Source organism: Leifsonia sp. PS1209 (assembly GCF_012317045.1).
In the GTDB taxonomy this organism is placed as follows: domain Bacteria; phylum Actinomycetota; class Actinomycetes; order Actinomycetales; family Microbacteriaceae; genus Leifsonia.
This window is the reverse complement of sequence record NZ_CP051154.1, coordinates 2,728,451-2,751,508: the sequence shown is the minus strand read 5'-3', so window position 1 is coordinate 2,751,508 and position 23,058 is coordinate 2,728,451. Positions and strand designations below refer to the sequence as shown.

24 protein-coding genes are annotated in these 23,058 nt (G+C 71.5%); 13 read left to right on the top strand and 11 right to left on the bottom strand.

All coding sequences use genetic code 11. The features are described 5' to 3' along the window. Window positions 1-44: 44 nt before the first annotated feature. A complete protein-coding gene (locus tag HF024_RS13080; RefSeq protein WP_085369774.1) occupies window positions 45-455 on the bottom strand; it encodes a hypothetical protein in 411 nt (136 codons plus the stop codon). Window positions 456-500: 45 nt separating this feature from the next. Then, window positions 501-1,334, bottom strand: a complete 834-nt coding sequence (locus tag HF024_RS13075) for an aldo/keto reductase (protein ID WP_085369773.1) — start codon at window positions 1,332-1,334, stop codon at window positions 501-503. Between the two features lie 177 nt (window positions 1,335-1,511). Here HF024_RS13075 and msuE point away from each other — a divergent pair, with 177 nt between their 5' ends. The 3 genes from msuE to HF024_RS13060 are packed head-to-tail and all read left to right on the top strand — an operon-like array spanning window position 1,512 to window position 5,522. After that, entirely contained in the window at window positions 1,512-2,123 is a 612-nt protein-coding gene (msuE, locus tag HF024_RS13070; RefSeq protein WP_085369772.1) for an FMN reductase, read from the top strand. A gap of 46 nt (window positions 2,124-2,169) precedes the next feature. Continuing rightward, window positions 2,170-3,594: an NtaA/DmoA family FMN-dependent monooxygenase gene (locus HF024_RS13065; RefSeq protein ID WP_168689821.1), complete on the top strand. Its 1,425-nt coding sequence runs from the start codon at window positions 2,170-2,172 to the stop codon at window positions 3,592-3,594. Between the two features lie 44 nt (window positions 3,595-3,638). Beyond that, a complete protein-coding gene (locus tag HF024_RS13060; protein WP_168689820.1) occupies window positions 3,639-5,522 on the top strand; it encodes a DUF255 domain-containing protein in 1,884 nt (627 codons plus the stop codon). 23 nt (window positions 5,523-5,545) lie between these two features. Here HF024_RS13060 and HF024_RS13055 read toward each other — a convergent pair whose 3' ends face one another. From HF024_RS13055 to HF024_RS13045, 3 genes are all read right to left on the bottom strand, one after another. Next, window positions 5,546-5,881, bottom strand: a complete 336-nt coding sequence (locus HF024_RS13055; protein WP_085369769.1) for a hypothetical protein — start codon at window positions 5,879-5,881, stop codon at window positions 5,546-5,548. A 144-nt stretch (window positions 5,882-6,025) separates the two neighbouring features. Continuing rightward, complete coding sequence (locus tag HF024_RS13050) at window positions 6,026-6,916, bottom strand: aminodeoxychorismate lyase (RefSeq protein ID WP_168689819.1); 891 nt, start codon at window positions 6,914-6,916, stop codon at window positions 6,026-6,028. 49 nt (window positions 6,917-6,965) lie between these two features. Then, window positions 6,966-7,241 (bottom strand): acylphosphatase, encoded by a 276-nt coding sequence (locus HF024_RS13045; protein ID WP_085369767.1) that lies wholly within the window; start codon window positions 7,239-7,241, stop codon window positions 6,966-6,968. A 66-nt stretch (window positions 7,242-7,307) separates the two neighbouring features. Here HF024_RS13045 and HF024_RS13040 point away from each other — a divergent pair, with 66 nt between their 5' ends. Next, window positions 7,308-8,879, top strand: coding sequence for a methyltransferase (locus HF024_RS13040; RefSeq protein WP_247597111.1), 1,572 nt, complete (start codon window positions 7,308-7,310; stop codon window positions 8,877-8,879). On the opposite strand, the gene HF024_RS13035 is transcribed toward HF024_RS13040, so the two are convergent. Then, window positions 8,880-9,392: a metallophosphoesterase gene (locus HF024_RS13035; RefSeq protein WP_168689817.1), complete on the bottom strand. Its 513-nt coding sequence runs from the start codon at window positions 9,390-9,392 to the stop codon at window positions 8,880-8,882. A gap of 115 nt (window positions 9,393-9,507) precedes the next feature. Between HF024_RS13035 and HF024_RS13030 the strand changes: the two genes are divergently transcribed. Then, the gene (locus HF024_RS13030; protein ID WP_168689816.1) at window positions 9,508-10,539 is read left to right on the top strand and encodes an aldo/keto reductase; all 1,032 of its coding nucleotides are present in this window, start codon (window positions 9,508-9,510) and stop codon (window positions 10,537-10,539) included. A 49-nt stretch (window positions 10,540-10,588) separates the two neighbouring features. Beyond that, a complete protein-coding gene (locus HF024_RS13025) occupies window positions 10,589-12,013 on the top strand; it encodes an MFS transporter (protein WP_168689815.1) in 1,425 nt (474 codons plus the stop codon). Here HF024_RS13025 and HF024_RS13020 read toward each other — a convergent pair. Further along, window positions 11,988-12,581: an NADPH-dependent FMN reductase gene (locus HF024_RS13020; protein WP_168689814.1), complete on the bottom strand. Its 594-nt coding sequence runs from the start codon at window positions 12,579-12,581 to the stop codon at window positions 11,988-11,990. The two genes, HF024_RS13025 and HF024_RS13020, sit on opposite strands and share 26 nt — an antisense overlap. A 144-nt stretch (window positions 12,582-12,725) precedes the next feature. Between HF024_RS13020 and HF024_RS13015 the strand changes: the two genes are divergently transcribed. Next, window positions 12,726-13,088 carry a hypothetical protein gene (locus HF024_RS13015; protein WP_168689813.1) on the top strand — a complete coding sequence of 121 codons (363 nt, stop codon included), beginning with the start codon at window positions 12,726-12,728 and terminating at the stop codon, window positions 13,086-13,088. Window positions 13,089-13,186: 98 nt separating this feature from the next. Next, entirely contained in the window at window positions 13,187-16,138 is a 2,952-nt protein-coding gene (locus HF024_RS13010; protein ID WP_168689812.1) for a helix-turn-helix transcriptional regulator, read from the top strand. A 28-nt stretch (window positions 16,139-16,166) separates the two neighbouring features. On the opposite strand, the gene HF024_RS13005 is transcribed toward HF024_RS13010, so the two are convergent. Next, a complete protein-coding gene (locus HF024_RS13005) occupies window positions 16,167-16,637 on the bottom strand; it encodes a TraR/DksA C4-type zinc finger protein (protein WP_168689811.1) in 471 nt (156 codons plus the stop codon). Between the two features lie 96 nt (window positions 16,638-16,733). On the opposite strand from HF024_RS13005, the gene HF024_RS13000 reads away from it, so the two are divergent. Continuing rightward, the gene (locus tag HF024_RS13000) at window positions 16,734-17,024 is read left to right on the top strand and encodes a hypothetical protein (RefSeq protein WP_168689810.1); all 291 of its coding nucleotides are present in this window, start codon (window positions 16,734-16,736) and stop codon (window positions 17,022-17,024) included. 114 nt (window positions 17,025-17,138) lie between these two features. On the opposite strand, the gene HF024_RS12995 is transcribed toward HF024_RS13000, so the two are convergent. The 3 genes from HF024_RS12995 to HF024_RS12985 form a co-directional block, all read right to left on the bottom strand. Further along, entirely contained in the window at window positions 17,139-17,627 is a 489-nt protein-coding gene (locus tag HF024_RS12995; RefSeq protein WP_085369759.1) for a glutathione peroxidase, read from the bottom strand. Between the two features lie 63 nt (window positions 17,628-17,690). Beyond that, a complete protein-coding gene (locus HF024_RS12990; RefSeq protein ID WP_168689809.1) occupies window positions 17,691-18,656 on the bottom strand; it encodes a rhodanese-like domain-containing protein in 966 nt (321 codons plus the stop codon). Between the two features lie 91 nt (window positions 18,657-18,747). Next, entirely contained in the window at window positions 18,748-20,133 is a 1,386-nt protein-coding gene (locus HF024_RS12985) for an L-serine ammonia-lyase (protein WP_168689808.1), read from the bottom strand. Window positions 20,134-20,259: 126 nt separating this feature from the next. Here HF024_RS12985 and HF024_RS12980 point away from each other — a divergent pair, with 126 nt between their 5' ends. The 4 genes from HF024_RS12980 (at window position 20,260) to HF024_RS12965 (ending at window position 23,007) form a co-directional block, all read left to right on the top strand. Further along, window positions 20,260-20,499 (top strand): helix-turn-helix domain-containing protein, encoded by a 240-nt coding sequence (locus HF024_RS12980; protein ID WP_085369756.1) that lies wholly within the window; start codon window positions 20,260-20,262, stop codon window positions 20,497-20,499. Beyond that, window positions 20,492-21,073, top strand: coding sequence for a Clp protease N-terminal domain-containing protein (locus tag HF024_RS12975; RefSeq protein ID WP_168689807.1), 582 nt, complete (start codon window positions 20,492-20,494; stop codon window positions 21,071-21,073). The genes HF024_RS12980 and HF024_RS12975 overlap by 8 nt, the downstream gene beginning before the upstream one ends. A gap of 117 nt (window positions 21,074-21,190) precedes the next feature. After that, the gene (locus HF024_RS12970; protein ID WP_168689806.1) at window positions 21,191-22,192 is read left to right on the top strand and encodes an ATP-binding cassette domain-containing protein; all 1,002 of its coding nucleotides are present in this window, start codon (window positions 21,191-21,193) and stop codon (window positions 22,190-22,192) included. Next, the gene (locus tag HF024_RS12965; RefSeq protein ID WP_085369753.1) at window positions 22,189-23,007 is read left to right on the top strand and encodes an ABC transporter permease; all 819 of its coding nucleotides are present in this window, start codon (window positions 22,189-22,191) and stop codon (window positions 23,005-23,007) included. The genes HF024_RS12970 and HF024_RS12965 overlap by 4 nt, the downstream gene beginning before the upstream one ends. Window positions 23,008-23,058: the final 51 nt, after the last annotated feature.

The window sequence follows — 23,058 nt, the reverse complement described above, 5'->3', positions numbered from 1 at the left end:
TAGCGCACGCGGACCCCAGGCACGGGTGCGCATCCGGCCGGTCGTCAGGGCGCCGTGTCGAGGGTGCGCAGCCGGTAGGAGGAGTGCAGGTAGAAGGCGGAGAGCGCCGCGTAGACCACGCACGCAACGGTGGGCACGAACGCGTCAGCGGGCTTGGAGGCGAGCGCGCCCAGCAGGGCGATGCCCGCGGCGACGGCCAGCCCGCCGCCGATCCAGAAACCGGCGGCGGGGCGGGCGGTCGCGCGCCACCACACCCGCGGGTCTTCGCGGTTCTCTTCGATGCCGCGGAACGTGCGAACGCCGATGGTGACGTACGCCACGTTGAGGATCGCGACGATCAGCACGTCGATCGTGGGGTTGACGAGCCGCTGGAAGATGAACACGTTCAGCACCAGCAGGAGCCCGTAGCCGCCGATGATGTAGATGATCTTCCCGGTGATCGTCACAATGCGCACACGGCGAGCCTACGGGCTCCGCAGGGAGGGGTGGTGCTGCTGGTGCTAGTTGACCTCGTTGGGGTGCGCGCTGACGCGGCCCTCGCGCTCCATCGAGGTGATCGCGGCGACCTCGTCGGCGGTCAGCTCGAAGTCGAACACGTCGAAGTTCTCCGCCATGCGCTCGCGGCGGTTCGACTTGGGGAAGACGATGTTGCCGGTCTGCAGGTGCCAGCGGATGACGACCTGGGCGGGCGTCTTGCCGTGGGCGGCGGCCGGGCCGGACACCTCGGGGGCGTCGAAGAGCGGGTACTTGCCCTGGCCGAGCGGGCCCCAGGCCTCGATCTGGATGCCGTGCTCGCGGGCGAACGCGGTCACCTCCGGCTGCTGGTGGGCCGGGTGCAGCTCGATCTGGTTCACGGCGGGGACGATGTCCGTGTTCGCGAGCAGCTTCTCCAGGTGCGGCACGAGGAAGTTGGAGACGCCGATCGCCTTCGCGCGGCCACTGGCGTAGATGGTCTCCAGCGACTTCCACGCCTCGACGAAGGTGTCCTTCTCCGGGGTGGGCCAGTGGATGAGGTACAGGTCCACGTAGTCGAGGCCCAGCTTCTCGAGCGACTCGTCGAAGGCGGCCTGGGCGTCGGTCTGGCGGTCGTTCCACAGCTTGGTGGTGACGAACAGGTCGTCGCGGGCGATGCCGGAGGAGGCGATGGCCTCGCCGACGCCGGTCTCGTTGCCGTAGATCGCGGCGGTGTCGATGTGGCGGTATCCGACCTCGAGCGCGTCGGTGACGATGCGCGTGGTCTCGGCGGGGTCGACGCGGAAGACGCCGAAGCCGAGCTGCGGGATCACGGTGCCGTTGTTGAGTTCCAGGGTGGGGATATTTGCGTTTGCAACCATTCTTCTACGGTAATCCCTGGCGTTCAGCAGTTCCAACCGCCATTGCTTATGAATTCACCTGCGCCGGTTCTGAATCGGAGAAGCCTCGGCGGGAGATGACGCCGTGTTGCGCTCCAGGTTTACGCCGCGTGACGCCCAGCCTGGTATTCCGGGATGCACGGGCTTAGCGTCGCAGGCATGTCTCAGCTCTCGCCCATCCCGTCGAACCCGTCCGCCCGGCCGCTGCGCGTCGTCGCGGTGTCCGGCAGCCTGCACACGCCGTCGAAGACCACGGCGCTCGTCAAGGAGATCCTCGCCTCGTTCGGGCGCGAGCTGCCGATCGACGCGCACCTCATCGCCGTGAACGAGATCGGCCCCGACTTCGCCGGGGCGCTCCGCCGCGACGAGCTGCCCGCGTCGGTCGAGGCCGAACTGCAGCGCATCGAGTCCGCCGACCTGCTCGTCGTCGCGAGTCCCGTGTACCGGGCGTCGTTCACCGGGCTGTTCAAGCACCTGTTCGACTTCGTCGGCCAGTATGCGCTCGTCGACACCCCCGTGCTGATCGCGGCGACGGGAGGTTCCGACCGCCACGCGCTCATCATCGAGCACCAGTTCCGGCCGCTGTTCGGCTTCTTCCAGGCGCTCACGCTGCCCATCGGCATCTACGCGAACGACTCCGACTTCACCAACGGCGCCGTGAGCAGCCTCGACCTGCACGAGCGCATCGATCTGGCCGTCGCCCGGGCGATCCCGCTGATCCGCAGCAACGTGGCGGAGGCCGAGTCGATCGCCAAGTACCTGGGACGCTGATGGCGGCGGCCGGGGGAGCGATTCGGCGGGGAACGGAGCGTCGCCCGTGACCAGGCAGCTCATCCTCGGCGCGGTGTTCCGTGCGCTCGGCGCCTTCCCGTCCGGCTGGCGATACCCGGGTGCCCACAACGACCCGCTCCGCGACCCCGCCGTGCTGCGCAGGACGGCGCGTGCGGCGGAGGCGGCGAAGTTCGACTACCTCTTCTTCGGCGAGTGGCTCGCCACCGGCCCGGACCTCGAGTTCCGCGACCCCGACCTGCTGGCCAGGATGGACCCGCTGAGCGCCATCTCCTACCTGGCCGGCGTCACCCGGCGCATCGGCCTGATCGCCACGGCCAACACCGGGTACTACGACCTGTTCACGCTGGCGCGGCAGACCGCATCCATCGACCGGCTGAGCGGAGGGCGGGCCGGGATCAACCTGGTCACCGGGGCGGACCCGCGCGCGGCAGCCAACCACGGCAGGGACCCGCTCGGAGGAGCCGAGCCGCGCTACGACGAGGCCGACGAGTACGTGCGGGCGCTCCGGATGCTCTGGGACAGCTGGGAGGACGACGCGTTCCTGCGCGACAGGGCGCCCGGCCGGCTGATCGACCCCGAGAGGCTGCACAGGACGGATGCCGTCGGAGCGCACGTCAGGGTGGCCGGGCCGCTGACCGCACCGCGGCCGGTGCAGGGCCACCTGCCGATCGTGCACGCGGGCGGCTCCGCCCGGGCGCGGCGCCTGGCCGGCGAGCTCGCCGACGTCTCGATCGTGGCCGTCGCGTCGATCGCCGACGCGCAGAGCGTGCGCGCGGAGACGAGCGCGCGCGCAGCTGCAGCCGGACGCACGGACGGCGGCCCCCGCATCGTGACGCCGATCCTCCCTGTCGTCGCCGGCACGACGGAGGAGGCGCAGGCGGTCTACGACACGCTGCTCGGGCTGGTGCCGCTCGCCGGTGACCGTGCTGCACAGGCGGCGGGCATCCAATCCGTGGACTTCCCGGGGAATCGCACGATCAGGGCGCTGTCCGGCATCGTCGGCGTGCCCCTCGGCACCCCGGAGCTCGACGCCGAGGTGCCGCTGCGGGTCGCGCGGCGCTTCTCCGAGGGCGGCCAGCGGCTGCTGGAAGCGGTGCAGACCCGCACCGGCAGGCGGATCGGCGGCGAGCATCCCGTGACGTACCGGAGGCTGCTCGCCGCGCACGCCGCGCCCGCCGGCGCGGTCGTCGGGTCGGGGAGCGAGGTCGCCGACCAGCTGGAGGCGTGGTTCGGCTCGGGCGCCGTCGACGGCTTCAACATCCTCCCGCCGTTCCTCCCCGCCCAGTTCGACGCGTTCACCGCGCTGGTCGTGCCGGAGCTCCAGCGCCGCGGGATCGCCCGCACCGAGTACGAGGGCACCACCCTCCGCGACCACCTCGGGCTGCCCCGCCCAGCCAACCTGCACGTCGCGGACGCCGGCCGAGCGCGCGCCCAGGGCATCTCGGCCTGAGACCGCCACGGGACGAGGCCCCCCACGGGACTAGGGTGGGCGGCATGGCGAACCGGCTCGCTGACGCGATCAGCCCGTACCTTCGCGCCCACGCGGACAACCCCGTCGACTGGTTCCCCTGGGGTGCAGAGGCGTTCGAGGAGGCACGGCGCAGGGACGTGCCCGTGCTCATCTCGATCGGCTACGCCACCTGCCACTGGTGCCACGTGATGGCCAGGGAGAGTTTCAGCGACCCCGCGCTCGCCGAGAGCCTCAACGCGCGGTTCGTGGCCGTCAAGGTGGACAGGGAGGAGCATCCGGAGGTCGACGCCGGCTATCTCTCCGCCGCCAGCGCGTTCACCGGCAACCTCGGCTGGCCGCTGACCGTGTTCGCCACACCGGATGGGCGGGCCTTCTTCGCCGGGACGTACTTCCCGCCGGTGGCCGTCGACGGGCGGGCGTCGTTCCGTCAGGTGCTCGACGCGGTGTGGGATGCGTGGATGGAGCGGAGGAGCGAGGTGGAGAGCAACGCCGCGGCCGTCGTCGCGGCGCTCGAAGCCGCATCCACTGCTGCCACCGCCGTCTCCGAGCTGCCGGACGCGCGCGCACTGGACGCGGCCGTGGCGGCGCTCGCCGCGGCGGAGGACGAACGGTACGGCGGATTCGGGACGGCGCCGAAGTTCCCCGTCGCACCCGTGCTCGGATTCCTGCTCGCCAGGGACAGCGGGAGGGAGCTCGGCGCGCGCACGCTGCGCCTGATGGCAGAATCCCCGCTGCGCGACCCCGTCGACGGCGGCTTCTTCCGCTACGCGACCCGCCGCGACTGGAGCGAGCCGCACTACGAGCGGATGCTCTACGACAACGCGCTGCTGCTGCGCTGCTACGCGGACGCCTGGCAACAGGCGGGAGAGCCGTGGGCGGAGCGCGCGGCGGACGGGATCGCCGCGTTCCTGCTCGGCGTGCTACGGAGTCCGGAGGGCGGGTTCGCGTCCGCGCAGGACTCGGAGAGCACGATCGACGGCGCCCGCGTCGAGGGCGCGTACTACCGGCTGCCCGCCGCGGAACGGGCACGCCTGGAGCCGCCACCTGTCGACGCCAAGGTGCTCACCGGCTGGAACGGATTCGCGATCGGCGCACTCGCCCGGGCCGCGTTCATCCTGGACCGTCCGGCCTGGCTGGCGGCGGCGCGGCGGGCGGCCGACGACCTGCTCGACCGCCACCGCAGTGCGGACGGCCTGCTCGTGCGCGCCTCCCTCGGCGAGCGCGTTTCCGAGGCGGCGGCCACCCTCGAAGACTACGGAGCGTTCGCCTCCGGGCTGCTCGACCTCGCGCTCGCCTCCGGCGACGCGCGCTACGCCGCGGCAGCACGCGACCTGATCGACCTGTGCATCGACGCGGCCGGAGACGCCGAGTGCCCGTTCGAGACGCCGGGCGGAGGCGATCCCGTGCTGCAGAGCAGCGGGATGGGCGTGCGCGTCGACCCGTCGGAGGGCGCGTACCCGTCCGGCCTCACGTCGGCGGCGTCCGCTGCGCACACCCTGTTCCTGCTCTCGGGGGAGCGCCGCTACGAGCGGGCGGCCCGCGAGGGGATGCGCGTGGTCGCCGCCCAGGCGGTCGGAACGCCGAGCGCGTTCGGCGCTGCACTGGAACTGATGTCGCGGCTCGCGGAGGAACCCGAGCAGCTGGTGCTGGTGACGCCCGGCGCGGAGGGCTTCGACCGCATCCGGCCGGCGCTGATGGATGCGCGGGGCCGCGACCTGCTCGCCGCCGTGCGGCGCCGGGGTGCGGCGCTCACCGCGGCGGCGGACGATGCGGGTGCTGCGGCGTTCGCGGCCGAGGGCTTCGAGCTGTATGCGGGGCGCGCATCCATCGGGGGAGAGGCGGCGGCGTACCTGTGCCACGACTTCGTCTGCGACCTGCCGGTGACGACGGCGGACGCGCTGGGCTGATCGCGCGCTGCTGGCCGCGTGCGCTACGCGCGTTCGAGCCGGTCCAGCAGCTCCCACACGGCGGCGCTCAGCTCGGGGTGGGTCAGCGCGATCCTGCGCAGCACGTCGTACTCGAAGCGCGCGAACATCGCCCGGCCCGCGGCGGGATGGTGGGCACGGGACTGCTCGTCGGCCAGGTCGAACGCGTCGACGGCGCTGGCGCGCAGGCCGATGACGACCTGCTGGTCGACGCTCGGCAGATCGGGGATGAACTGCCACGGGTCCTCGCCCGCCCGGCAGCGGTGCTCGATGATCGCCGCGAGCTCGTCGCGGGCTTGCTGCCGCAGCACCTCGATACTCGTCGGCACGTGTTCCGCCACGTCGTCCCTCCCCTCCGCGCTCGTCCGTCCGCACGCGCCGTCGCGCACAGTGCGTACAGCCTAAACGCCGACAGCCGCAGCTGACGAAACCGCGCCACCCCGCGCATCTGGATGCTCGAGCATCCGGATGCGCGCGAGCCCCGGTCAGCTGGTGCGGGAGAGCAGGAACGCGTTGAGGTCGGCGGTGAGGGCGGCGTCGACCGGGAACTCGCGCCCGTCCAACGCCGTGATCGGCGCGGCCTGGCGCACGCTGGACACGAGCCAGAGCGCGTCTGCGCCGGTCAGCTCGTCGGCGGTGATCTCCTCGTAGACCGTGTCGTAGCCACGGGCGGCGAAGAACTCGAAGACGCTGGCCTGGGTGGTCCCCGCGAGGATGCCCTGGTCGGTCTGCGGCGTCCTGATCGTGGTGCCGGAACGCAGGATCACGTTGGACGTCGGCCCTTCGAGGGCGAACCCGTCCGAGCTGAGGAAGATCACATCGTCCGCCCCGCGCCGAACCGCCTCGCGCTGGGCGGCGCGGTTCACCGCATAGGAGAGGGTCTTCGCGCCCTGCAGCAGCCACGGAGAGGTCTCGGCGACGTCGTGCCGGTAGCCGCGGTCGAGGGTGACCACCCGGATGCCCTGGCGCGGCGCGGAGAAGTCCTCCCCCTCGTCCACGAACACCCAGCCGCTGGGGACGCCTGCCCCTTCGACGCCGCGCGTGTAGATCAGCTTCGCGAACAGCTCGGCGTCCCCGCCGTTGCGCTGCAGGTAATCCGCGACGCCGGCCTGCACGGCCGCGCGCCACACGTCGGCCGCCGGGACGGGCAGGTCGAGAAGGTCGGCGGAGTGCGCCAGCCGGGCGAGGTGCGGTTCGAGCGCCTGCGGGTGGCCGCCGATCACGGCGACGGTCTCGAAGACGCCGTCTCCGCGGGTGACGCTCAGGTCGGTGACGCGCACCTGCGGGGCGTCGAGGTCGGCGAGAACGAAGCCGGCGTCCCCGGCGTCGGGGGTGCCGGTGGGAGTGGTGATGGTGAGCAGCGTCGCACGGGTCATGGTCCTATTGTGACCCTCCCTCGGCTGTGTCCCTAGGTGCGCTGTTGCCCTACCTGGTCTCCCGGATACGGAACGCGTCGTCCCCGGCCGGTGCTGCGTCGCTGACCGCCACGTCCGCCACCTCCGAGCCCGGCGGGCCCGTGCGGAGCCAGTCGAGCATCCTGTCGACCGGCTCCTGGTCGCCCTCGACCTCCACCTCGACGCTGCCGTCCGCCCGGTTGCGGGCGAACCCGGTGACGCCCAGCCGGTGCGCGGTCTCCCTGGCGCTCCACCGGAAGCCGACACCCTGCACGGAACCTGTCACGATCGCTCTCTTGCGGACCATGTGCCCATTCTGCTCCGCAGCCCGCCCGCGTGGGACCGCCGGCACCGGATGCGTTTGAATAGTCCGGTGACCGCATCCCCCATCGCCGCCCTCCGCTCCGACCTCGCCGCCGCCGACTTCACCGTGGCGCGCGTCACGGCGCTGTGGGGTGCAGAGGCCGCCGACGCGCTGCACCGCGGGCAGCGCATCCCGGCTCTGCGGGCACTGGATGCCCGCACCGGCGCATCGGGCCCGACCCCGCTGGCGACGCTCGCCGCGGTGTTCCTGCTCGGCCGTCCGGCCACCGGCAACGACTTGGCGGAGGCGTTCCCCGCGCTGGGCGTCGACGGCGCCGTCGCGCTCGGGCTGATCTCCTCGACGGGAGGCGACCGGTTCTTCGCTGCCGTCGACCTGCGGCCGTACAGCTTCGTGGATGCGCACGGCCCGGCAGACTGGTGGATCGTCTCCGACCTCGGCGAGCTCTCCCTCGGCCACGCGCTCCCCGTCGACCACGTGCTCGGCGTCGGCGGAGCATCCACGACCCTCAGCGGGCTGATGCTGCAGAACCCAGTCGACCGGGTGCTCGACCTCGGCACTGGATGCGGCATCCAGGCCATGCACGCCTCCCGCCACGCCAACCACGTGGTCGCCACCGACATCTCGCAGCGCGCCATCGACCTCGCCGCCCTGAACGTCGAGCTGAACGGGATCGAGGGCGTCGAGTTCCGGCTCGGCAGCCTGTTCGAGCCGGTGGAGGGGGAGACCTTCGACCACATCGTGTCGAACCCGCCGTTCGTGATCACGCCGCGCGCCGACGGGGTGCCGGAGTACGAATACCGCGACGGCGGGATGGTGGGCGACGCGCTGGTGCAGGCGGTGATCAGCACGGCGGGGGAGTATCTGGCACCCGGCGGGGTGGCGCAGCTGCTGGCGAACTGGGAGTACCGCGGGGACGGCGCTGGCGAGGGCGATGGCGCGGGCGAGGGCGCGGGGGACGGGTTCGCCAGGGTCGATGGGTGGCTCGACGCATCCACTGTTCCCGTCGACGCGTGGGTGGTCGAGCGCGACGTGGAGGACGCCGCCCGCTACGCGGAGACCTGGATCCGTGACGGCGGCACGCGGCAGGGCACCGACGCCTTCGACCGGCTGATGTCCGCCTGGCTGGACGACTTCGAGCGCAGGGACGTGCGCTCGGTCGGCTTCGGCTACGTGCTGCTGCGCCGTCCGATCACGGGAGAGCCGACGCTGAGGAGGCTCGAGCGCAGGCACGGGGCGCTCGGCTCCAACGAGGCGGGGCTCGGCGTGCATCTCGGCGACAGCCTGGCGGCCCACGACTGGCAGGCCGCCCTCGACGACGCGGCGTTCGCCTCGCATTGCTACGCGGTCGCCGGCGACGTGACGGAGGAACGGCACTTCTGGCCGGGCGACGACGCCCCCACCGCGATGCTCCTGCGCCAGGGCGGCGGGTTCGGCAGGACCGTGCAGGGGGACACCGGCCTGATCGCCCTCGTCGGAGCGTGCGACGGCGAGCTCAGCGTCGCGGCGATCGTCGCGGCCCTCGCGCAGCTGCTCGAGGTGGACGAGAGTGCTCTGTTCGCGGAGCTGGTGCCCGCGGTGCGTGCGCTCGTGGTGGACGGGTTCCTGGTTCCGGTGGAGTGATCAGCGCTCGACCGGCACCAGGCGCACCTCGCCGAGCACCCCGTCCGCGACCGTCGCGGTCAGATACGTGCCCACCGGCTGCCGCCTGCGGTCGGTCGGGGATCCCGGGTTGAGCAGCCGCAGACCGTTCGGCGCCGTCGTGTCCCACGGGATGTGGCTGTGCCCGAACACCAGCACATCCGTGTCGGGGAAGGCCTGCTCGCAGCGCAGCTCGCGCCCTGTCGCCTGTCCGGTCTCGTGGACCACCGCGAACCGCAGCCCGCCGAGTTCCGCCGTCGCGATCTCGGGAAGACGCTCCCGGAGCACCCCGTGGTCGTTGTTGCCGTGGACGGCGATCAGTCGCCGCGAGCGCGCCTCCAGGAGGTCGAGGGTCGCCGCATCCACCCAGTCCCCGGCGTGCACGACGACGTCCGCGTCGTCGATCGCCGCGAGCAGCTGGGGCGGGAGCGCCTTGGCACGCGCGGGGACGTGGGTGTCGGAGACCAGCAGGAGGCGGAGCGGCGCGTCGGGCATGGCTCCAGCGTGGCACGGCGGCGGCGATCCCTCCACAGCCCACGCTCCCGGCCACTTTTCCACCATTCGACGGCAAACGGTTCGCAATCGTCCGGCACAGGAATAGCGTCGGAGCATGGAACTTCGCACTCTCGGAAACAGCGGCACGATCGTGTCGGAATACGCACTCGGCACCATGACCTTCGGGGCGGAGGCCGACGAGCAGACCTCGCACCTCCTCATCGACACCTATCTGGAGGGCGGCGGCAACTTCATCGACACGGCCGACGTCTACAGTGCGGGCACCTCGGAGACCATCATCGGACGCTGGCTGGCGCAGAACCCCGGCCGGCGCGGAGAGGTGGTCATCGCCACCAAGGGCCGCTTCCCGATGGGAGAGGGCCCGAACGACGTCGGCCTGTCCCGCACCCACCTCCGGGCGGCGCTCGACGCGTCCCTGTCCCGCCTCGGCGTCGACCACATCGACCTTTACCAGATGCACGCCTGGGATGCTCTCACCCCGCTCGAAGAGACCCTCGGCTTCCTCGACCAGGCGGTGCGCGACGGCAAGATCTCCTACTACGGCTTCTCCAACTACCTCGGCTGGCAGCTGACCAAGGCCGCGCAGCTCGCGCGCGCCAACGGCTGGGCGGCGCCGGTCACCCTGCAGCCCCAGTACAACCTGCTGGTGCGCGGCATCGAGCACGAGGTCGTCCCTGCAGCTCTGGATGCACGCATCGGCCTCCTGCCGTGGTCGCCGCTCGCCGGCGGCTGGCTGAGCGGCAAGTACACGCGCGACCAGACCCCCACCGGAGCCACCCGCCTCGGCGAAGACCCCAAGCGCGGCATGGAGGCGTGGGACAAGCGGAACGCCGACGACCGCACCTGGCAGGTCATCGACGCCGTCGCGGCCGTTGCAGCGGAGACCGGCGCATCCTCGTCGCAGGTCGCGCTGGCCTGGCTCGCCGACCGCCCGGCCGTCACCTCGGTCATCCTCGGAGCGCGCACGGTCGACCAGCTCACCGACAACCTCGCCGCCGCCGACCTCACCCTCACCGACGAGCAGCGGTCCACCCTCACCGATGCGAGCGCTCCCCGCACCGACGACTACCCGTACGGCGCCCCCGCCATCGCCCAGCGCCACCGCAAGCACGAGGGCGGCCGGTGACCCCAGCCCGCCCGCGGCGCGCGGAGGATCCTGCTCGACGCACCGCACCATGAACGACCGCCGCCAGCTGGCGCTCACCCTGCTCGTGGCCGGAACGTTCTTCATGGAGAACCTCGACGGCACGATCCTGGCGACCGCCGCCCCCACCATCGGCCGCGCGTACGGCATCGACTCGGCGACCGTCGGCGTCGCGATCACCGCATACCTCGTGACGCTCGCCGTGCTCATCCCGATCTCGGGATGGCTGACGCAGCGGTTGGGGGCGCGCGCCGTCTTCACCGGGGCCATCGCCGTGTTCACCGTCGCGTCCGTGCTGTGCGCGGCGAGCACCGACCTGGTGCAGCTCACCGCGATGCGGGTGCTGCAGGGCGCGGGCGGCGCGATGATGGTGCCGGTCGGACGCCTCGCCGTCCTGCGGGTGACGGAGAAGAAAGACCTGGTGCGGGCCATCGCGTGGCTGACCTGGCCGGCGCTCGCCGCCCCGATCGTCGCGCCGCTGGTCGGCGGCGTGCTCGTCACGTACGCCAGCTGGCACTGGATCTTCCTGCTCAACGTCCCGCTCGGCGCCGTCGCCTTCGTGGCAGCGCTCCGGCTGACGCCGCGCGAGCTCGACCGGCAGCGGGTGCCGCTCGACTGGCTGGGGTTCGCGCTCACCTTCACCGGCGTCGGCGGGGTGGTCGTGTTCGGCGCGCTGCTCTCCGATCCTGCCGCGCCCGCCGCTGCGACGATCGCCGCGGGCGTTGCCGGGGCGGTGCTGACGGGGTGGGCGATCCTGCATCTGCTGCGGGCGGCGCATCCACTGCTCGACCTGCGGGCGTTCCGGATCGAGACGTTCCGGGTCACGCACGCGGGAGGATCGCTGTTCCGGCTGACCATCTCGGCCGTGCCGTTCCTCTTGCCGCTGTTCTTCCAGGACGCGCTCGGCTGGTCGCCCGTGCAGGCGGGTGCGATCGTGCTGACGCTGTTCGTCGGCAACCTGGTCATCAAACCGGCCACCACGCCGCTGCTCGTCCGCTGGGGGTTCCGGCGGGTGCTCATCGCTTCGACGGCCGGCGCGGTGCTGAGCATGGTCCTCGCGGCGTTCATCGCGCCGCTGACGCCGATCGCGTTCGTCGTCGTGCTGCTCGTGTTCAGCGGCATGACCCGTTCCACCGGATTCACCGCATACAACACCATCGCGTTCGCAGACGTGCCTGCGGAGGAGATGACGGCGGCGAACACGCTGGCGTCGACCGTTCAGCAGATCGCCGCCGGGCTCGGGGTCGCCGTCGGCGCTGTGGCGCTGCGCTTCGGGGAGCCGCTGGCCGCGTGGACCGGCCTGCAGGAGCCAGCGGGCGCATACCGGATCGCCTTCGTGCTGATCGCGGTCCTCGCGCTCGGATCGGTCGTCGAGGCCGTGCGGCTGTCGCCTGCGGCGGGAGACAACATCCGTCCGCCGCGGCGGAGGGTCAGCGCGCCTTCGGCACCACGGTGAGCACGCGCTCGATGAACTCGAAGAACGCGTCGAGGTAGCTCTTCAGGAATGCCTCGGTTCCCGGGTCGGTGACGGAGCCGTCTTCGGTGATCAGCCCCGGACGCATCTGGATGTACGCCTCCGGCGCGTTCATCTGCGGCGCCTGCAGGAACCCGAGGACGCTACGCAACTGCTGCTGGGCGACCGCGGTCCCGATCGCGCCGGGGGAGGCACCGATCACGGCCGTCGCCTTCCGCGCGATCACGTTCTCCCCGTGCGGCCGGCTCGCCCAGTCGATCGCGTTCTTGAGCGCGCCAGGGATGGACCTGTTGTACTCGGGCGTGACGAACAGCAGCGCATCCTGGGCGGCGATGCTCGCCTTGAAGTCGAGCGCCACCTGCGGGAAATCGCCGTCGAAATCCCTGTTGTAGAGCGGAAGTTCGCCGATGTGGATCTCGGTCATCACCAGATCCTTCGGGGCGAGGGAGACAAGAGCGTTCGCGAGCATCCTGTTGATCGAATGCGCGGAGAGACTGCCGACGAAGTAACCGACCCGATACGGCGGCGTGAGCTCGTTGATGGTTGCCATGACCCCAGCATCCACCCCGCCAGGAGCCGTGTCGAGAACCATCCCGAACCGAAATAGGGCATCTGCCCGATGTCCGGCCCCTGCCTTAGAGACGAGAGTCGAACCACTCAGAAAAGACAGCGACAGCAACCAGGGGAAGACGAAATGCTGCTAGAAGAATATGTGGCCGACAGGGTGCGGGCGTCGGAGACGGCCGCCACCACCAGGGAACTCGAACTGCTGCGCGTCATCCGCGCCGACGACGCGCAGGAGCCGACCGGCGGCTGGCTGGCGCGGCGGCGCGCAGCGCGGGCGCAGCGGGCGCAGCGGGCGCAGCGACGAGATGCGTCGGCGCAGGCGGCATCGGCCGGTGCTTCGGTTCGGGAGGCGCCGGCGGCTCCGGAGGGGCCGAGCGCGGCGCTACCGGACGCTCCGTCCGCAGCGGTTCCGGCGGATCCGGGCGCGCCGAGCGCGGCCGTTCCGGCGGAGCGTGCGACCCAGCGCGAACTGCAGCACGCCGGTCGGTGAGCCCCGCGAGAGACTCACTCACCCCGACCCGGATCGACCGCCCCATCGACCAGGACTCACCCGCTCCGAGTGTCGGTGGTCGATGGCATGATCAATTCATGCGATCACCGGCGTCGAGCGCTTCCTTGATCGGGCGGGAGCCCGATCTCGAAGCGCTGCGCGACGAGCTCGCCGCGGTCGCCGACGGCCAGCCGCGAGCGGTCGTCATCGGCGGCGAGGCGGGGATCGGCAAGTCCCGGCTGGTCTCCGAGTTCCTGTCGGAGGCCGCATCCGGGGCCACCGTCCTGGCCGGCCGCAGCGTGGATCTCGGCAGCGACGGCGCCCCGTACGCCCCGTTCACCGCCATCCTCCGTCAGCTGGTCGACGCCATCGGGCTGGACGCGGTCCTCTCGGCGGCTGGTCCGGGGTCCGGCGTGCTCTCCGTCCTCCTGCCTGAGCTCGCCTCCGCCGACTCCGTGCCCGCGCGCACCGGGGCGGAGCGGCTGTACGAGCTCGTCACCGTGCTGTTCGAGAACGTCTCGGCCGCGCATCCACTCGTCGTCGCGATCGAAGACATCCACTGGGCAGACACCGCCACGCTGGAACTGGTCCGGTTCGTCATCCGCATGATGGAGCGCGGGCGATTCCTGCTGCTGCTCACCTACCGCAGCGACGAGGTGCTGCGCGGCCACCCGCTGCGCTCCTATCTGCCCGAGCTCGACCGCACTCGGCGGGCGACACGCTGGGAGCTGGCGCGACTGAGCCGCGCGCAGGTGACGGCCCAGGCGGAGCAGATCCTCGGCTGCCCGGCAGACTCCGCCACCATCGACCGCGTCTACCAGCTCAGCGAGGGCGTGCCGTTCTTCGTCGAGGAGCTGATCGGCATCGAGCACCTCGGCACAGGAGAAGACCTCCCTGAGACGCTGCGCGACCTGCTGCTCGCACGCTACGAACGGCTCAGCGAACCGGCGCAGGGGCTGCTCCGGCTGCTGTCGGCGGCGGGCGTCTGCGTCGAGCACGACCTGCTCGCCGCCGTGTTCGACGGCACGGCCGACCAGTTGGACGCTGCGGCGCGCGAGGCGGTCGTCGCCCACGTCCTCGCCGCCGACACCACCGAGTACTCGTTCCGGCACGCGCTCGTCCGCGAGGCGATCCACGCCGACCTGCTGCCGGGGGAGCGCACGCGCTTCCACACGCGCTACGCGCTCGCCATCGAGGAGGCGGGCGGCTCCGCCAGCCAGATCTCCTACCACTGGATGGCGGCGCACGACCTGCGCAGGGCCTTCATCGCCACGCTGGAGGCGATGGAGGAGTCGCGCCTCTCCTACGCATACCGGGCGGCGGCCGCCGCGGGCGACAGGGCGCTCGAACTGTGGGATCGCGTCGACGACGCCGAGGCGCTCGCCGGGCGCAGCCGCACCGAACTGCTGTCGCGCACGGCGTCCGCGCTCCGCAACGCCGGCGACAGCGAGCGCGCGCTCGCACTGGTGAACGTCGCGCTCTCCGACACCGACGGACTCAGTCCCGACCGGCACGCCCGGCTGCTGCGCGACAAGGCGCAATACCTCGCCAACCTCAGCAGGCCGGGATCGGTCGAGCTGCTGCAGGAGGCGCTCGCCATCGCCCCGCACGACCCGGGCGACGGTCTGCGCGCCCAGCTCCTCGCCGAGGTCGCCGGGCGGCTGATGCTCGAGGCGCGCTACGACGAGGCCATCCAGACGTCCACGCTGTCGATCGCGGAGGCGGCGGACGACGCCAGCGCCCGGCGTTCGGTGGCGCACACCATCCGGGGCACGGTGCTGGTCAATCACGGCTCCATCGACGACGGGCTCGCCGACCTCGACGCGGCCCGCGTCCTCGCGGACGGCGAGAGCGGCCCGCTCCTCCGCAACGCGGTGAACGCCTCCGACGTGATGAACTTGCTCGGCCGCTTCGACGAGGCCGTCCGCATCGCCCAGGCGGGGGTCGCCCAGGCGAAGCTGCGCGGCGTCGAGCGCACGTCCGGCGTCATGCTCGCCTCCAACACGGTCGAGCCCCTCCTCGCCCTCGGCAAACTCGACCTCGCCGAGAACATGCTCGACCCCGCCCTCGAACTCGATCCCCCTCCCGGGTTCCGGGTGCACTTGCAGCGCATGAAGCTGTGGCTCACCCTCTGGCGCGGCGACACCCAGCGGGCGGAAGACCTCCTGCGCCGCTGGCGAAAAGGGATGCTCGTCCAGGCCGAGATCGAGATGCAGTCCCGCCTCGGCTTCGCCAGGGTCGCCGCCGAGATCGCCATCGCGCGCGGCGACGCGACGACCGCCTGGCGCGACGCGAGCGTCATCATCTCCGACGTGCGCCGCTCGATCCCGGCCTACGACCTGCCGCTGCTCGCGGTCGCCGCCCGCGCGCTCTCCGAGCTGGCGGCGAGCGGCGCGACGGTCGTGAGCGCTGCACCGGTCGCTGACGCGGCAGGTGGGGTGGTCGGCACAGATGTCGCCACCTCAGACCTGCCCACCGAGCACGCGGCGCACGCGCTGCTCTCCGTCCTCGCCGACCTTGCGTCCTGGCCCACCCACCCCGTGTGGGCGCCGCTCGTCGAGGCCGAGCTGGCCGCCGTGCGCAGCGTCCCGTCCGTCGAGCACGTCGAGGCCTGGGACCGCGCCGCCGCGGCCGCACTGGCCGACGGCGCTCCCGCGCACCTTCGTCCGTACGCGCTCCTCCGCCGGGCCCAGGCGCATGCCATCTCTGGGGACCGCGCCGCCACGGAGCAGTCCGCCGCCGAGGCACGTCAGCTCGCCGCCGACCTCGGCTTCGGCCTGCTGGTCGACGCGGCCGACCAGCTCATCGCCTCGGCCGCCCCCGCCCGGCACGTCACGGCGCGCGGTGCCGAACCGGTGCTGACGGACCGCGAAGTCCAGGTGCTCGCCCTCATCGAACAGGGCCTCAGCAACAAGCAGATCGGCGAACGCCTCTACATCAGCGCCAAGACGGCGAGCGTCCACGTCTCCAGCATCCTCAGAAAGGTGGGAGCCTCATCCCGCACCGAAGCCGTCTACCGCGCGGCGCGCGTGGGCGCGCACGGAGGGTAGGAGCTACGAGGCCAGCGCGCCCCGCAACTCAGCTGTCGACGACCAGCGCGCACCCGATGCACAGCTCGGCGGTGGGCCGGGCGCGCAGACGGTCGACGCCGATCGGCGAGCCGCAGCGCGCGCATGCACCGTACGTTCCCTGCCTGATCCGGTCGAGTGCCGCATCCACTGCCCGGATGTCGTCGCTGGTCTCGCCCCGGAGCGCCTGCAGCCTGCTCCACTCGGACGACAGCGTCGGTCCTTCCGGGTCGTGTTCGTCGTCGGCCGTCGCGTCGGAACGGGCCGAGAGCACGATGCCGAGCGATTCGGCGAGCCGTTCCGCCTCCGCCTGGTCACCGCGTCGTCGCTCGAGCAGCAGAGCGGTCAGTTCCTCGATCTGCTCCCTGGTGAGATCACCGGCTGCAGGGCGGGAGGCCTCGTGGCCGTGGGCGCCGCGCTCCGGCGCATCCAGGTCCTGCCCCCGCAGTCGTCCGTCGTTCAGGCTCGTCGTTCCGTCCATTCGCATCATTGCGCCCCCATCACGCGTGTCCGATCCAGGACAGGGTACGCCTCATCCGCCCGAAATCGGGATGCGGCGCTCGCGTACTCTCGAATGGTGCCGTCGTTCCGTGTCATCGTCTCCGTAGGTCTCCTGCTTCCTGGCATCCGTCCCGACGCCGTCGTTCCCGCTGCCGCCGCTGCCGTCGCCGAGCTCGCGGTCGTCGAGGCCAGCAGCCTCGACGTGGTCGCCGGCGAAGCCAGGGTGACCGTGCGGTTCACGGCCGACACCGTCGACGACGCGATCCCGGTGGCCGAGCACGCGGTGGAGCGCATCCAGAGCCTGGCGCACACCGGGCCGTGGCGGCTCACCGAGCGTGTCGCCGGGCGGTGGTTCCGGCGCGCGTGATCGCGGCGCGACCGGATGACGCGCCGCTCACACACACCGCGGTGCGGCCAGAGCGCGCACCGCTCACACGCACCGCGGCGCGGCCGAGACGCGCGCCGCAGCCGCGGGCGACCGTCAGGCGGCCTCCGCCAGCGCGCCTTCGATGAGGCCGACGATCGCGGGGTCGTCCGGCTCGACCGTCGGGCGGAAACGGTGCACCTCGCCGTTCGGGAGGACGACGAACTTCTCGAAGTTCCACTTGACCTTGCCGGCCTTGCCCGCCGCATCCGGGGTCTTCGTCAGCTCGGCGTAGAGCGGGTGCTGCGACTTGCCGTTGACCTTGACCTTCTCCATCATCGGGAACGTGACGCCCCACGTCGTGGAGCAGTACTCCTTGATCGCGTCGGTTGACGACAGCTCCTGCAGGAACTGGTTGCTCGGGAAGCCGATGACCGTGAAACCGCGGTCGCCGTACGTCTTCTGCAGCGCTTCCAGCTTTTCGTACTGGGGCGCGAGGCCGCAGCGGGATGCGACGTTCACGATCAGGACGACCTGGCCGTCGAACGCGCCGAGGGAGGTGGTGCCTCCGTCGATGGTGGTGAGTGGGATGTCAGCGAGGCTCATGATGTGAGCTTATGCACGCATACCGGTCGTGCGTCGGGCGTTCGGCGAATCCGAAGCGGGGATTCAGGTTGGGCGTCCGGCGTCCAGGACCGCCAGCGGCGCATCCGGGTCGGCCGCCCACTCGTTGAGCGAGGCGTCGTAGATGGCGACGTCGTTCCGGCCGAGCACGGCCAGCGCCAGCGCGTCGGAGGCCGCCGCGATTCCTGCAGCACAGTACGCGACGATGCGGCTGTCGGTGGCGAGCACGTCGGCGAACGTCGTGCGCAGTGCGGCAGCGGGGAGGAACGCGTTGGTGTCGCGGGAGACGAGCCGCACGGCCGGGGCGCTCACGCTGCCGGGGATGTGGCCGAGCCTGCTGCGCGCGCCGGCCTCGCCGCTGAACTCCTTCGGCGGAAGGCCGCAGACCAGCGAGGCGTCCGCACTGCCGTCGAGCACCGCGGCGATGTCCGCCTTCGACACCCAGGCGTCCGGCCGTTCCTCCGCGAGGAAGCCCGCCGCCGCGCGCGGTTCGACGTGCCCGCGTTCGACCGGCCGCTCCTCCGCCTTCCACTTCACCGCGCCGCCGTCGAGCACGGCCACCCGCTCGTGCCCGAACGCCCGGAACAGCCACCACAGCCGCGCCGCCCACTGTCCGGCCGACGCGTCGTACACGACGACGGTGGTGTCGGCGTCGACCCCCACCGACTCCGCCGCCGCCTCGAACCCGGATGCGGTCGGGCGGCTGAACGGGTACGGCCCGGCCGGGTCGCTGAATACGTCGAGCAGGTCGGCGAACACGGCGCCGGGAACGTGGCCGTCGACCAGGTACTGGTCGAGCCCGCTGACGGAGGTGGGTGACCCGTCCTGCCGAGTGGATGCGACGACGGTCGCGTCGAGGATCACCAGGCCGTCCGAACCCAGGTGGTCGGCGAGCCACTGCGTCGACACGAGCGGCCCGGCCAGCGCAGCGCCGAGCGGGTGGGTGGACGTGTCGGCTGCGGGGTCGATGGCTGGGCCTGTGGTGGCAGCGGGGTCGGATGCGTGGGTCACGGCACCACGCTAACCAGCGGCTTCCGATCCGCCCACCGCCTGCGCAATGCGGCGTAACGCGCATCCACACGCCGTCATGTGGCGGCCGGGCTCAGCACTCGATGACGTTCACCGCGAGGCCGCCCTCGCTCGTCTCCTTGTACTTGGTCGACATGTCGAGCCCGGTCTGGCGCATCGTCTCGATCACCGTGTCCAGCGAGACCAGGTGTGAGCCGTCGCCGTGCAGGGCGAGGCGCGCGGCCGACACCGCCGTCGACGACGCGATGGCGTTGCGTTCGATGCACGGGATCTGCACCAGGCCGCCCACCGGGTCGCAGGTGAGGCCGAGGTGGTGCTCCATCGCGATCTCCGCCGCGTTCTCGACCTGGCGCGGGGTGCCGCCGAGCACCGCGCAGAGCGCGCCCGCCGCCATCGCGCAGGCCGAGCCGACCTCCGCCTGGCAGCCGCCCTCCGCGCCGGAGATGGAGGCGTTGGCCTTGAACAGCGAGCCGATCGCCGTCGCCGTGAGCAGGTACTTCCGGATGCCTTCGGCCGACGCACCGGGCACGAATCGCAGGTAATAGTGGGCGACCGCCGGCACGATCCCGGCCGCGCCGTTCGTCGGCGCCGTGACCACGCGGCCACCGGACGCGTTCTCCTCGTTGACCGCGAGCGCGAACGCGTGCAGCCACTCGATGGACGTGTCGCGGCCTGGTTCGTCGCCGACGCATTCGAGGTGCTCGCGCATCGCGGCTGCGCGGCGCCGGACGCCGAGGCCGCCGGGCAGCGTGCCGTCCCCGGCGAGGCCGTTGGCCACGCACTCCGCCATCGCCGACCAGATCAGGTCGAGGCGTTCGCGCGTCGCCTCTTCGCCGTGGATCGCCGCCTCGTTGCGGCGTGCCACCTCGCAGATCGGGATGTCCAAGGTCGCGCACAGCCGCAGTAGTTCCTCCGCTGAGTCGTACGGCAGTGGATGCGCGGCGCGCGCGGCCAGGTCCGCCTCCTCGCCGTCGCGCCGGATGAAGCCGCCGCCGATCGAGTAGTAGGTCTCTTCGAGCAGGGGGAGCGCATCCACGGCACCGTCGTCGCTGGAACCCCAGGCCGTGATGGTGAGGGCGTTCGGGTGGCCGGGGAGGCGGGTGCGCGGTTCGAAGGCGATGTCGTCGCCGCTGATCGGGATGGCGCGGCGGCCGGCGAGCAGCAGTCTCGACCCGGGACCGAGCCCTGCCCAGACGCCACGGACGTCTTCCGGACGGCAGGTCTCCGGTTCGAGCCCCGCCAGGCCGGCGAGCACGGCATCCGGGGTCCCGTGGCCGATGCCGGTGGAGCCGAGGGAGCCGTACAGGGTGCAGGTGACCTGGCTGACGCGGTGGAGGAGACCGTCGGTGACGAGGCGCTCGGAGAAGGCGCGCGCTGCTCGGAGGGGGCCGACGGTGTGCGAACTCGAGGGGCCGATGCCGACGGAGAAAAGGTCGAAGGCCGAGACGTACGCTGTCACTTCATCAGTCTACGTCGGCAGCCGTGCAAGATTGCTGCGTCGTGGCGCTCTTCCGCGCACGGAAACGTCGTCGCGGTTTTAGCAACCAAGGTTGACAATTCGATCTAAGCAACCTAAGTTGCTCACATGGGACCTACACAGACACCAGCACCCATCGGCGGAGCGGCGGACGGACTTGCCTCCGTCGTCGCCCTCCGCGAACTCGCCGACCGGCTCGAAGACGCCGAGGTCGAGCGGGCACTCCGCGACGGCTGGACCTGGAGCCAGATCGCCGACGCCCTCGGCGTCACCAGGCAGGCCGTGCACAAGAAGCACCTGCGCCGGGTCGCGGCAGCAGGCATCGAACTGAGGAGGCGCAATGCCTGAGAACAGCACACCAGAACACGACGACCCGATCGAGCCTCAGGACCCGATCGAGCCCCAGGACCCGGTCGAGCGCGACGAGACCCGCGACGACCGCCGCCTGTCCCGCTCCCTGCGCGCCACGGTCATCCGGGCCGTCGAGGAGGCCCGCCGTCGCGGCGCATCCCTCGTCGAGGCGGAGCACCTGCTGCTCGCCCTCGCCGCCGCCAAGGGAACCAGCGCCCAGCGCGCCCTCGCCGCCTCCGGCCTCGACCACGCGGGCATCGAGGCGGCCCTTCGCGCCGAACGAGACGCGAGCCTGCGCGCTGCGGGCGTCGAGCCGGTGCCGGAGGAACGGCTGACCGCTGCGCCGCGTATCGCCCGGCCGCGCTGGGGTGCTTCGGCCCGGGATGCGCTGGTGAGGGCGCACAACATCGCGGGTCGTGGGCATGGCCGCGACCGCGACGGGCGCACGGCGGAGGCCGACCTGCTCGCCGGCATCCTCACGATCGAGCTCGGCACGGTTCCGCGGGCGATCGCCATCGCGGGCATCGACAGGGCGACCCTGCTCGCCGCCGTGCTGCGCCCCGCGGCGTGAGAAAGCCCCACTTACACCGCCTCCTCTCCGCTGTAAGCGCCACGTAAGCGCCGTGTAAGCGCGCCCAGGAAACATCGTCAGCATCAACTCGAATCCCATCCATCAGGAAGGATCACCATGACCACCAGCTCAGAATGGGCGGTCGAAGCCCACGGGCTCGTCAAGGTCTTCGGCGACAACCGCGCGGTCGACGGCGTCGACCTCAGCGTCCGCGCCGGAGCCGTCTACGGTGTGCTCGGCCCGAACGGCGCAGGCAAGACCACCACCATCTCCATGCTCGCCACCCTGCTCAAGCCGGACGCCGGCGAGGCCACCATCTTCGGCCACGACATCCGCAGGGAGCAGCAGGTCGTCCGCCAGCTCATCGGCGTGACGGCGCAGTTCGCGTCGGTGGATGAGCGGCTCTCCGCCACGGAGAACCTCGTCATCTTCTCCCGCCTGCTCGGTCTGAGCCGGTCGGAGGCGAAGCGGAAGTCCGCGGAACTCCTCGAAGAGTTCGGCTTGACCGACGCCGCCAAGCGTCCCATCTCCAAGTTCTCCGGCGGGATGCGCCGTCGCCTCGACCTCGCTGCCAGCCTGATCGCGCAACCGCCGCTGATCTTCCTCGACGAGCCGACCACCGGCCTCGACCCGCGCACCCGCGCTCAGATGTGGGACACCATCCGGCGCCTGGTCGCCACCGGCTCGACGGTGCTGCTCACCACCCAGTACCTGGATGAGGCCGACCAGCTGGCCGACCGCATCGCCGTGATCGACACCGGACGTGTCGTCGCGGAGGGCACGGCCGACGAGCTCAAGGCCTCGGTCGGCGAGTCGTCGCTGCAGCTGCGCCTGGCGGACACCGCCGACATGGAGGACGCGCGTCGCGCCATCGCCACCGTGCTCGGCGTGGATGCGGTCATCTCGCCGGAAGGCACGCGGATCACCGCGCCGATGCGCAACGCGGATGCCGTCACCGACCTGTTCGTGACGTTCCGCGAGGCGGGCATCCACCTCACCGAGATGTCGGTGCAGAAGCCGACCCTCGACGAGGTCTTCCTCACCCTCACCGGCCACGGCGTCGAAGACGAGAAGTCCGACTCCGCCGAGGCCCCCGAATCGGAAAGGGTCGACGCATGAGCGCCCTCACTGTCATCACCCCGCCGTCCGAGCGGCGGCTGAAGAACCACGTCAGCCTCTCCCAGAGCGTCGCGAACTCGCTGACGATGGCGTACCGCGGTCTCCTGAAGATCAAGCGGACCCCGGAACAGCTGTTCGACGTGACACTGCAGCCGATCATCTTCACGCTGATGTTCGCGAACCTGTTCGGCGGCGCCATCGCCGGGAACGTGGCGGGATACCTCCCGCTCCTCATCCCGGGCATCCTGGTGCAGACCGTCATCACGACGTCGGTCGTGACGGGCGTGCAGCTGCGCGAGGACATGGACAAGGGCGTGTTCGACCGCTTCAAATCCCTGCCGATCGCGCGCATCGCGCCGCTCGCCGGTGCGCTCCTCGCCGACACGCTCCGCTACGCGATCGCGACGACCATCACATTCGTCGTCGGCTTCGCGATGGGCTACCGACCGGAAGGCGGCCTGGGCTTCGTGATCCTCGCCGGTCTGCTGGTGATCGTGTGCAGCTGGGCGATCAGCTGGATCTTCGCGTTCTTCGGCGTGATCGCCCGCACGGCCAGCAGCGTCCAGGGCATCTCGTTCATGGTGCTGTTCCCGCTGACGTTCCTCTCGAACGCATACGTGCCAGTGGACAAGCTGCCCGAGTGGCTGCAGTGGTTCGTCAACATCAACCCGGTCTCGCACCTGGTGACGGCGGTGCGCAACCTCGCGAACGACGGCACCTTCGGGTCGGACGGTCTGATCGCCCTCCTCGGCGCGGCGGTCATCGTCGCGGTGTTTGCGCCGCTCACCGTTCGCGCGTACATGCGCAAGGCGTAACCCGCCGCCTCCGCTCAGGCGGAACATCGGCACGACGCGCCGTCCGCGTCT